6 protein-coding genes are annotated in these 11817 nt (G+C 42.9%); 4 read left to right on the forward strand and 2 right to left on the reverse strand.

From position 1 onward, the window contains the following. Positions 1-17 precede the first annotated feature (17 nt). The gene (gene addA, locus NDN60_RS01400; RefSeq protein WP_056947675.1) at positions 18-3761 is read right to left on the reverse strand and encodes a helicase-exonuclease AddAB subunit AddA; all 3744 of its coding nucleotides are present in this window, start codon (positions 3759-3761) and stop codon (positions 18-20) included. Further along, complete coding sequence (locus tag NDN60_RS01405; RefSeq protein WP_099947652.1) at positions 3745-7305, reverse strand: PD-(D/E)XK nuclease family protein; 3561 nt, start codon at positions 7303-7305, stop codon at positions 3745-3747. The genes addA and NDN60_RS01405 overlap by 17 nt, the downstream gene beginning before the upstream one ends. Positions 7306-7585: 280 nt before the next feature. Between NDN60_RS01405 and mvk the strand changes: the two genes are divergently transcribed. Genes mvk through fni form a run of 4 tightly spaced genes read left to right on the forward strand, consistent with a single transcriptional unit; the run spans position 7586 to position 11701 of the window. Further along, positions 7586-8533: a mevalonate kinase gene (gene mvk / locus NDN60_RS01410; RefSeq protein WP_096585801.1), complete on the forward strand. Its 948-nt coding sequence runs from the start codon at positions 7586-7588 to the stop codon at positions 8531-8533. Between the two features lie 22 nt (positions 8534-8555). Then, a complete protein-coding gene (gene mvaD, locus NDN60_RS01415; protein WP_056947681.1) occupies positions 8556-9530 on the forward strand; it encodes a diphosphomevalonate decarboxylase in 975 nt (324 codons plus the stop codon). 38 nt (positions 9531-9568) lie between these two features. Continuing rightward, positions 9569-10639 (forward strand): phosphomevalonate kinase, encoded by a 1071-nt coding sequence (locus tag NDN60_RS01420; protein ID WP_056947684.1) that lies wholly within the window; start codon positions 9569-9571, stop codon positions 10637-10639. A gap of 12 nt (positions 10640-10651) precedes the next feature. Beyond that, a complete protein-coding gene (gene fni, locus NDN60_RS01425) occupies positions 10652-11701 on the forward strand; it encodes a type 2 isopentenyl-diphosphate Delta-isomerase (protein WP_056947686.1) in 1050 nt (349 codons plus the stop codon). Positions 11702-11817 lie beyond the last annotated feature (116 nt).

Genomic DNA, 11817 nt, shown 5'->3' on the forward strand with positions numbered 1-11817 from the left:
GGCGCTGATAAACCAGTCTAGTTAATCTCAACCAGTTCGCCAATTGACAATAAATAAAGATATTTATGGGTCACTGGCTTTTGGACAATCTGATTTAAAGCAGCGCTATAGAGGTTAATCTGGCCAGCATAGCGGTTTTTAACCCGTTCAATCGCCGCTTCTTGATCACTGGGGTCAATAAAGTCGGTTTTGTAATCAAATAAATAACAACCGTCGTCAGTCAATAAATAACCATCCATAATCCCATGGATTAGGACGTGGTCGTCATCTGTGGGACGAATGCCTTCAAAAATCGTTTCTGCTGGTAATAACAACGAAAATGGCACTTCCCGCTTAACCGCTTCTGGATGGGCTAATAATTGCTGTCCCAAGTCACTTTCAAAGAAGGTTAATAGGTGATTAAGATTAATCTTAGCCGCAACATTGGCGCTTAAACTATTCTGTAAAACAAGTCGATCGACAAGACCTTGCAAACTCGCTAGCGTTACTGGTTGCGTTAAATCAATTTCTTGCAAGACCAAATGCGTTGCGGTCCCCACTTCTGCTGCCGTTGGTTGTTGAACGGTTTGTAAGAACTGTGGTTGCGCTAAGCTATCCGTTACGTAGCGATTTGCTTGGCGCGGTTGTTCAGCCGCTAGGTCTAATTGTCCCAATCCGGTATTATCAGGGTCTTCAAAAAGGCGTTTGACTTCCGAAACAGATTGATAAGCCGTCGTTTGGGTCGCAACATTAGCGGGATACTTAAAGGTTAATTGCTCAGCAATCGCTGTTGCTATCCCACTGTTTAAATCAATTGTTTGAAGTGCCTTTTGCTGTTGTTGCCCCCAGTCCTGATCGTTATGCAGGCTACCTGGTATTTCACCAAGTAAGGCTTCATTAGTCATAATCAACTTAAACTCGGTTTGATCACCACTTAAAGCCAGTAGTGGCTCATAATCAGTGATCCAATCTTTAGCTTGTGGATGGCGAATTAAGCTAAGACCTATCCAGTCCAGTAAACTTGCGGCATCGTTGCGAACACCATCATCTAATATTTGGTGGGTACTATTTTGCCCTTTTTGCCATTGCTTCATCAATTGGGCCTGGTTATCACAATGGCCAACGATGATTAACCATTGTTCCGCACGTGTCAAAGCAACGTATAGTTTTCGCATTTCTTCTGCTCGTAATTTTTTTCGTTTCTGGGCGGTAATCGCTAATTCTGGCAGTGTTGGTACCTTCAACCGCTTTTGGCTATCTAAATAAACGACCCCTAAACCACCATGATTATCCAAAACATATGAGCGTTGTAAATCCTGTTGGTTAAAGCGGCGACTAGTATCGATTAAAAAGACGACTGGAAATTCAAGTCCCTTACTCCCGTGAATGGTCATAACAGAGATGGCGTCTTGATTTTCTAAGCTCGTTGGTTGTGCTAAATCCTTATCTTGTTTTTGAAGACGTTCGATAAACTGAATGAACTGGAAGAGTCCTTTAAAACCATTTTCTTCATACGCCGTGGCACGTTCATAAAGCGCGTGTAAATTAGCTTGACGTTGACGTCCAGCTGGCATCCCCCCGACATAATCTAAAAAGCCAGTTTCTTGGTAGATCGTCCAAATTAAGTCCACAATCGGTTGTTGACGAGCGATTGTTCTAAACGACGTCAATAAAGCCATGAAGTGCGTCAGCTTCTGCATCACTTGTTGGCCTAAGTGGCCGACTTTCTGCTCATTATATTGGTCAATAAAGTTAAAGACCGCTTGATAATAATCATCCGTCTTATCGTTAATCCGAATTAATGCCAATTCATTTTCGTTTAACCCGACAATTGGTGAGCGTAAAACACTGACCAGTGGAATATCTTGGTTAGGATTATCAATCACCTGAAGTAGGGCTAACATAATTTGGACTTCAGTCGTTTGGAAATAATTTTGCGCATCCTTAATCACAACCGGCAAGCCGAAGCGTTTAAAGTAATCCAGGATAAACAAATTATTACCGCGGGTTGGGGCTAGTAAAACGATGTCCCGATATTCAATCGGCCGCATTTTTTCGAGTTTCTTATCCCAAATCTGTTCCCCATTAGTCATCATGGCTTGAATCCGTTTAGCGACCGCCACGACTTGGCCCTCACTCTTATCTAATTGCGGGTTGGCAACTGCCTCTTCCGGCTTAGTTTCATAAAGCAAGAGTTCGGTTGGCGCGGTTGGGTGCTGGTCAGGATAATAACGAGCACCATATTGTAAGGCGGCATTTTCGTCATAGTCTAATTCACCAAGATTTTCGTCCATTAATTGTTTAAAAATCAGATTGGTAAAGTCATCGATATTGCGGCGCGAACGGAAGTTTTCAGCTAAGATGATTCGTTCACTATCACGTTCAGCTTCCGTGACACCAAATTCGTTATACTTATTCTTAAATAAGCTTGGATCGGCCAATCGGAAAGCATAAATTGACTGCTTAACATCCCCGACCATGAAGAGATTGCGTGGATGATCAGAAGTGACCTTTTGGATAATCGTTTCTTGGAGCGGATTGGTATCTTGGTATTCATCAACTAGCACTTCGCTAAATTTTTGTTGGTAAAAGGCTCTTGCTGGTGAATCTTCTGCCGATAAAATTGTCAGACAGAGTTGTTCTAAATCACTAAAGTCCAATAAATGGCGTCGTTCTTTTTCGGCTTGAAAGGCTTCTCTGAAAGTTAACGTGACGCGCACCAATTTTTGGACCAACTGGCCAGCTTGGCGCTGAATATTAGTGGTGGTTGCTTCATCAAACACAAAATAAGTGTCTAATAACGTTTGGATTTTCTTTTTGACATCATCTAAATCGGCTTTCAGACGGTCTTTATTAATTTGTTCATCAGGCTCTAATTTCTTAGTGCGTTTAGCAGGTCCTAGCTGGGCATCCGTTAGTTGTTGGCGCCATGCTTGCCAATTTAACGTTTTGGCATCTGCTTTGATTTGTGTTAAGGCTGCTTGCGTAGTGGTAATTTGAGGCGCATAAACCATCAGATTTTCGCTAGTTTGACTGAGCTGTTCAGCTTCTTGTAAAGCTTCTAAGCATTCGGTGAGTGTTTGCTGTAATATCGGTAATATTTTTTCTTGGAAATAGCGACTGGCAGTCAAACCAGTCTCATCAACAGCATAGCTTTTGGGTAGTTCGTTTAACCATTTAACCGGGTTTGGATTGGCATTTGCAAAATCGAGCAACTCAAAAACAATGTCGGTTAGGCCGTCATCGTTACGATCATTCGAGAAATTTTGGGCCAATTCGTAAAATAAGGTGTCTTGGGTGCCCTTTTCAACATACTCGTGGCTGTAGAATGCTTCTCTCACCCGTTGCCATACTTGATCCGCTAAGAGGAGTCGTTCTGCAGTATCACTCAATAAGCGGAATACGGGATCACGGTCAATCACGTAATAAAATTGTTTAATGACTTTTAAACAAAAAGCATGCAGCGTACTGATTTGTGCGGTTGGCACGAGACTCAGTTGTTGCCGTAAACGTTGTTTAACAGCTGGCTCGGTCGCTTTCTCACTGGCATCGCGTAGTGCGGCTTGAATCCGTTGGCGCATTTCAGTAGCAGCGGCTTCCGTAAAAGTCACAACAAGCAAGGTGTCGACATCGGTGCCTTTTAAGATTTTCTGGATGACCCGGGCAACCAGGACGGATGTCTTCCCTGAACCAGCTGATGCGGATACTAAAATATCGTGGCCGTCATGATTGACAGCCGCTTGCTGTGAAGGTGTAAATTGCGGGTTACTCAAGATTGCCATCTCCTTTTTTACTCATTAAGCGTTCAAGAACTGCTTTTTCGTCTAGTGCTTCTAGTTGGCGATAATTATTTTCCGGTAACATCGCATCAAATTGGAAAATCGACTTAAAAGGCGACAAGGTTAAGGCATTCGTTCGATCTGGACGCATAATCGGATTTAATGCTGTTTCCCCAGCAAAAATCGCCCGGCCCGCTTCTTTGATTAATTCTTCGTTGTGCGCCATCAATAAATCGAGTTGATCTAGCGTCACCAGTTGTTTAGAACTAAATTTACCGCTCTTTAACTTACTGAAGGCAAAGAGTGGCGATTGGCCGTTGACAAGCGTTGTATCGAGATTTTCGAGTAATTCCTCATCGTTGACGATGAGCCCGTTGTATCTAAATTGATCTAATAACATTTGATCGAACTCGCCTTTTTGGAGTTGACCCATTTTTTTCTTAGTTAATTGTTTGAGGGTCAATGTCGGATTCTTCAGATGTAAGTAAAAGGCACCGGCAGGTTTCACCGCACTATTGGCCGGCAAAATAGCCTGTTGATCTTGCAAAACTGTTTCGAGATAGGTCAACATCTGCAGGGCCAACCCGTAATAAGCATCCCGGAAATTAAAACTATGCTGACTAGATTTATAATCAACAATCCCTAAGTAAGGTTGGTTATTAATAGTCAATTGATCAATCCGGTCAATCTTTCCTCGGACCTTTACTTCACGATGATCGTCTAACATGAAGTTTAACCCTTGGAGCCCTTTTTCTGCACCGACTTGGCCAAATAAAACTTCGGTCGCTAACGGCCGTAAGTTAGTTGAAAGACTCTGATTACGAAGCGCTAGGCTGACGCGTTTAACTGTTTGTGTTAATTGCTGACGAATATAGCCCATCCGCGCTGTTTTATTGAGAATCTTAAACTCGGGTTGCTCATAGGTTTTAGCCAAGACTTCACTGACAAGTTTATCAATTTGCTGATCATCCAATTCTGGCAGGGCAATTTGTTGGCCTTGAATCAGCTTAATAAAGCGATCCATCACTTCGTGGTAAAAGTTCCCGGTATTAGCCGGTGTTAATTCAAAAACAGGCCGTTCTTGTAATTTCAAACCGTATTTCAAGAAATAAGCGTACTGATTTTGATAGAACTCTTCTAGTTTTGAAATCGATGTGTGGATTTCATTGCCGTATAAACCAGTGACAATTTCCGGTGTCAAGCGCTCTGGCTCATTACGATAATTGAGACTTTGGAATAATTGCGTTGTTAAGAACTGACTTTGCGGTGCTTGTTGCAAGAGTCGATAGGTCGTTAACCACTGTTTCGGAATCAATGCTTGATTTTCTTGCGCTTGTCGACTGACTTGAATGAGATCACTTAACAAGCTACGCCATGATCCTCGGGGAATTTCTGTGGTTTGTAATGCTGGTTCAGCCGTGACCTTTTGAACGGTCAAATTAAAATAATTTCTAATGCGTTCAACATAAGGTGACATTTTGAAAGTTGTTCCCTCACCATTGCCTAATGGATACGTAAAATAAACCGCGGTTTGACTACTTAAAAAAGCGAGGTAGTTCAAGTAAGGTTCAGCGTTCATTTTACCGACACTAGATTCGTTTAATAACGGCGTGGCTTGCCCTTCATTATCCAACAATCGCTGACGATCCTGATCGGTTAGTAATGCCGTATTCTCAATTTGATCAGGCATAACTTGATCAGTCGCCCCAATCATAAAGGTGATCTGACGTTGCTTGGTCTGGACCATTCCGGATTCTGAGAGAACCACTTGGTCAAGCGTTGAGGGAATCTGTGCATATTGAGCTGCCGCAAAACCGGCCGAAAGAAGTTGCTTAAATTCATTTAACCGGTCGGTATCTTCTTCTTCAAACGAAACGTCTCCTAACAAGGTGACATAGTCATCAAGCATTTGTATAAAGGTCGACCACGTCTGCTCCGGTTGACCGGCTTGAGCCACATGATTGGCAGTCAATGCTTGGTCCCGCCAATTTAATAGTTGGCGATCAACGCCTTGGTCAATCAAAAATTGATAGAGTACTTGGGCCACTTGGCGCCCCGTTTTGGCTGCTTTCAGTGCACGATAAAACGGGGGCAAAATTGTCTGTACATAGCGCCGAATACCATTAATGCGTTCCGTTAAGGCTTCATCTTGAGTCGTGCGCGTGCCTTCTTGGTAAGAACCGAAACGATAAAATTGCCAATCTAAATCACTTAACCAATCTTTACCTTCATAGCCATTTTTTAGAATTAAATTTTCATAGAGATCTAAATCAGCCCTAAAATCGATGATCGACATCCCTTTAGGAATTAACAATTCGGTTTTTAATAAGGCCATGACGTCTTCGTACCGGTAAAAATGCAGATTAACATCCAATAATTTCTCCAATAGTGATACTAAGGGATGGGCTGCCATTGTTTGTGGTAAATCACAGAAGTACGGAATCTCATATTCCGTTAAAATCGGGGCTATCATCGTTTGATATGGTGCTAAGTGACGCGTCAAAATTAAGAAATCCTGGTAGCGATAACGGCCAGTTTGGACTAAGCGCCGGATTTCACGAGCCACATAGCGCAACTCTGCATAGCGATTTTCAGCAGCCACAACGTGCAAATGCTCAGTAACCGGCACGGGGCTTAGTTTTCGATTACCGGAGCTTTCAGAATTAATCCAAAATTGATCAAGCGCTGCTAAAGCTGGCGTTAATCGCTGCTTGGCCGCCATTTGATCCACCATGACTGGTACAGCATTCAGGCGTGCTTGTTGATATAAATTATAGTAGGTCCGCCCAGCTTGAAAGAAGAAATTTAGACCATCAGGTTGCTGATTAGGGTAAGCCCGATCTAAGATAAGCGCAATTTGCACTTCTGCTTGTTGCATCAAGGTGGTTAATAATGCCTGTTCTTGTGCTGTAAATTGTGCAAAGCCTTCAACATAAAAATGACAATCTGTTAGTGATTGTTGCTGCAAAAAGATGGTCAAGGCATCAATTAGCGCGGTATTTTCAATAAACCGTTTCTGCATGGCTGCTTCAAAAGCGGTCGCAATAATGGTTAGATCATGTAATTTTTTAGCAAGTTCAACTTGTTGGCCACCGAGCTTTTCCGCCATCACGGTTAAATCTTCTGGGGTGATACAACCAATCTTAAGTTCAAGTAATTGTTTCGTTAATTGGGCCACAAAGCCGGTATGTCTGACTTCACCCCGGAATAATTGCAGTTGGTCTTGATGTTCTTGCAGTAGCCGAAAAACTAACATATTTAAGCCAGCCGTCGAGATACGTGGAATTTGGTAATACGGCGTGTTTTTCATAAAATACCAAGCTAATCGCGTCAATGAAAAAACTTGAATTTGAGAAGCTGCGACGTAATCATTTTCATCTGACTTGAGTGCTTCTAAAATCGAGACTTCTGATTCGAATTTAATGTGGTTTGGTACTAAATAAAAAAAGCGTTCTTGTGGCTTTTCTTGAAAAGTAGCCTTCAGGTTAGTGACGAGTGCTTGGTGGTGATCATAACTTGCGGTTCCTAGAATAAATTTTAAGCTCATTATTACCACTCCTTTGGGCTAATTTTACCATAAAATCACCTGGTTTTATGCTGTGACTTATTATGACAGCAACCTATAAAAAACTTTAAAGTTCACAATTAAGATGGCTATTTCAAGTATCGTTCTGGTAAAATGATAGCTTCGAGGTCAATCATCACTAGCTACTAGTGTTTTAAATAGTTTTCACTATTTGCGGACTGTTTGTGGCAGTCACTTTTAAATTGCAGTATAGTAGTAACAGTATGATTAAGTTCAGAAATTGATGATTAAGGGTGATACGATGCAAACGAGTGTGGGAAACAGTCACGCTAAGATTATTTTGATTGGAGAGCATGCTGTCGTGTACGGGCAACCCGCGATTGCGCTTCCTATTTTTGCAGTCCAGACAACGGTTCATGTCACGGCACAACCAACACTGAGCGAACCCTTGATTAACAGCCCTTATTACAGTGGCCCTTTAAGTCAAGCGATTGGTCAGATGCAAGGTATTCGTCGATTAATCGAACAGCTCTGGCAACAATTAGACGACCAGCAAACCGCTTTTGAACTGACAATTGAAAGTGAATTACCAGCTGAACGGGGAATGGGCTCTTCTGCGGCCACCGCCATTGCGATTATTCGCGCCCTCTTTACTTTTTATCATCAAGAATTAAACCAACGCGACTTACTTAAACTAGCAGCTCTTTCAGAAAATATGATTCATGGTAATCCAAGTGGCATTGATGCGGCCACCACGGGTGCAACGACCCCCCTTTGGTTTGTTAAAGGCCAACCGCTACAACCATTACCGATTGACCTTCAAGGCTACTTGGTAATCGCTGACAGCGGACAAAAGGGGCAAACCGGTCCCGCCGTTAAAAGCGTTCAAAATCAAATGATGTCAAATCCTGAACGTACTCAGCCGCTCATTACCCACATTGGGGAATTGAGTCAAGCTGTCGCAACCAATATCGCTCAAAATCAGTTAGTGGCACTGGGCCAGAATCTTAGCTTAGCGCAAGATGATTTACGAGTCTTAGGGGTCAGCAATTCACGTATCGATGCTTTAATCGAAACTGCCAATCAAGCCGGTAGCTTGGGGACTAAATTGACTGGTGGCGGACGTGGTGGTTGCATTATTGCACTGGCTAAAACACAAACAGATGCCAAACGGCTTGCACAACAATTACGCCAAGCCGGCGCGATTAAGACTTGGATTCAACCATTACACGCACTACATACTAATTAAACAACAATTGGGAGTTATCACTATGGGACAATTAGCCACAGCGAGAGCGCACACTAATATTGCGCTCATTAAATATTGGGGAAAAAAAGACGCCAACTTGATTATTCCGCAAAATAGCAGTTTATCATTGACGTTAGATCATTTTTATACAGATACGACTGTCACGTTTTCAGAAACATTGACGCGTGATCAGATTATTTTTAATGGCCAAGAAGCCGACGAACAAACCCAAACTAAAATGAGTCAGTTTTTAGACCTGATTCGCCAACAAGCAGGTCGGTCAACTTTTGCTAGTGTTGAAACCACTAATCACGTGCCAAATGCGGCCGGATTAGCTTCTTCAGCTTCTGGCTATGCTGCTTTAGCAGCAGCCGGCAGTCGTGCGGCCGGTTTAGATTTAGACAGACGGGACTTATCCAGACTTGCACGTCGAGGTTCAGGCTCTGCGACGCGCTCAATTTATGGTGGGTTTGTCGAATGGCAACGAGGCACGAATGATCAAGATTCATACGCGATTCCCGTCCAAGAAGAAATTGATTGGGATATTCAAATGATTGCGATTGTTTTAAATGATCGTCAAAAACGGGTTGCCAGTCGAGCCGGTATGGCAAGCGTTGTGGCAACTTCACCATATTATCCTAGTTGGGTCGAAACAGCTCAAGCGGACTTACCTAAGATGAAGGATGCAATCGTTAAGAAAGATATAAATTTAGTGGGACAACTCGCTGAAAAGAGTGCGATGCAAATGCACGCAACGACGCTTAGTGCCATCCCACCTTTCACTTATTTCGAACCTGAAACCCTCCAAGCAATAGAAGTCGTTGAGCGCTTGCGTCAACAAGGGGTTTCTTGCTATTATACTATGGATGCAGGTCCAAACGTGAAAGTGATTTGTACGAGTCGCGAAACGCCACAGATCTTGGCAGCTCTTGCGCCCTACTTTACAGCTGAGCAATTATTGGTTGCAAAACCAGGACCGGGCGTGACCTATCTGTGAGCATAATGAATAAGTTAAATGTGAAAGGTTCTGATGGTTTGATAACGGCTAAAGCACCCGGGAAGCTGTATATTGCTGGCGAATACGCAGTAGTAGAAACTGGTTTTCCGGCTATTATTGTGGCTTTGAATCAATTTGTAACAGTTTCAATTGAAGAGAGTCAAGAATACGGCAGTATTGTTTCAAAGCAATACCAAGAAAATTCTTTATATTGGCAACGACAAGGTGATGAAATGGTTTTTGATAACCGTGACAATCCTTTTCATTATATTTTATCCGCCATTAAATTAACGGAACAATATGCCCGCCAAGCGGGTAAGAAATTAAGTATCTATCATCTACGGGTTAACAGTGACTTAGACTCGGCCGATGGTAAGAAATATGGTCTTGGTAGTTCGGCAGCTGTCACTGTAGCGACAGTCAAAGCGCTCTGTGCTTTTTACGAACTCGAATTAACTAACGACCAACTCTATAAACTGGCTGCAATTGCCCATCTTGATGTGCAAGGCAACGGTTCTTTAGGTGATATTGCAGCTAGCGTTTACGGTGGTTGGATTGCCTATCGTTCTTTTGACAAGCAATGGTTGGCAGAGACTAGACCAACGATGACGTTGAACGAATTATTGGCGATTCCTTGGCCGTCATTATCAATCGAGTTATTGACACCACCTGTTGAATTATCACTCTTGATTGGTTGGACGGGTTCCCCCGCTTCAACGTCTCATTTGGTCGATAAAATCGCACTGGCAAAAACAGAACGCCAAGCTGACTATCAAAACTTCTTAAAGGCTAGCAAAGCCTGCCTAGAAGACATGGTTGCAGGATTCCGAGCTAACAACTTACAACAAATCCAAACTGAATTGCGCCACAATCGCGTACTATTACAAGAATTAGCCGACTTTAGTCACGTCGCAATTGAAACCCCCGTGCTCCAGAAAATGGGCGCCCTTGCTGAAGAAGCTGGCGGTGCTGCTAAAACATCTGGTGCTGGCGGCGGTGATTGTGGAATTGTGATTATTGATCGGGCAATTGATACAACGTCACTCTTTGAAAAATGGCGTGATAATCAAATCGAACGGTTAAACCTTGCCGTTCACCTTGTAGATTAGGAGTTGACCAACATCGTGAGACCAAAACAATCCATCCAATCGCATCGTAAAGATGAACATGTCTTTTTAGCAGAAAAATTTCATCAAGAAGATCGTCAAAATGATTTTGACGGGCTTCGTTTTATCCATCAAAGTTTACCTGAAATAGCGATTGCCGACGTTGATATTAGTACTCAATTTGCTGAAACCACTTGGCAAAGCCCCTTTTACATTAACGGGATGACTGGCGGAAGCCAACAAACTAAAAAACTAAATGCCCAATTAGCACAAGTGGCACAGATTACAGGGTTACCAATGGCGACCGGATCACAATCCGTAGCCATTAAAGACCCGACACTTGTTGATACATTTAGTGTCATCCGTGAGTTTAATCCAGCCGGTTTCATCCTCGCTAATATCGGTGCTGGTAATGATTTAGCAGTGGCGCAAAAAGCGGTGGCCATGACCCAAGCCAATGCCCTCGAGATCCACGTTAATACCGCGCAAGAAGTAGTGATGCCAGAAGGCGACCGTGAATTCTATTGGCTCGACCAGATTGGCGAAATTGTCGCCAACTTAGATGTCCCCGTAATTATTAAGGAGGTCGGTTTTGGGATGAGCGCCGAAACGATTGCTAAATTGCAAAGTGTTGGGGTCACCAATATCGATGTTTCCGGCAAAGGTGGCACCAACTTTGTCACAATCGAAAATGAACGCCGCCGAGATAAAGCTTACGACTACCTCAGTGATTGGGGGCAATCAACGGTTGAATCACTCTTCGAATCACAAGCCTTCCAAAATGAATTAACAATTTTGGCGTCTGGCGGGATTCGTAACCCGCTTGATATCGTCAAAGCATTACGCCTTGGCGCTTCTGCAGTTGGGATTTCAGGTCAAATTTTACACATGCTGCTCAAAACTGGTCCTACTGAAACTGCTGAACAATTATTAGCCTGGCAGGCTCAAATCCAGTCAATCATGGCGATGTTGGGTGCAAGAAACCTAACAGCACTTCAATCAGCACCCATGATCTTAAGCCCTAATTTACGACATTATTTAAACGAACGACATTTATCACTTTAAATACAAAAAAAGCAAGTCTGAAGTGAACCCTAAATATTGGACGAAACTTTAAGCAGCTTTCTGGGTTGTAAAAATTCGGTATTCAACCGGACTTTTACAACCCAGTTTTGTTTTAA

This window comes from Latilactobacillus sp., from assembly GCF_033176295.1.
GTDB lineage: Bacteria > Bacillota > Bacilli > Lactobacillales > Lactobacillaceae > Latilactobacillus > Latilactobacillus sakei.

What these genes read in the sequence shown, in the direction of transcription:
- addA (WP_056947675.1), bottom strand. Translation starts at nt 3,761, where the DNA reads ATGGCAATCTTGAGTAACCCGCAATTTACACCTTCACAGCAAGCGGCT.
- NDN60_RS01405 (WP_099947652.1), bottom strand. Translation starts at nt 7,305, where the DNA reads ATGAGCTTAAAATTTATTCTAGGAACCGCAAGTTATGATCACCACCAA.
- mvk (WP_096585801.1), top strand. Translation starts at nt 7,586, where the DNA reads ATGCAAACGAGTGTGGGAAACAGTCACGCTAAGATTATTTTGATTGGA.
- mvaD (WP_056947681.1), top strand. Translation starts at nt 8,556, where the DNA reads ATGGGACAATTAGCCACAGCGAGAGCGCACACTAATATTGCGCTCATT.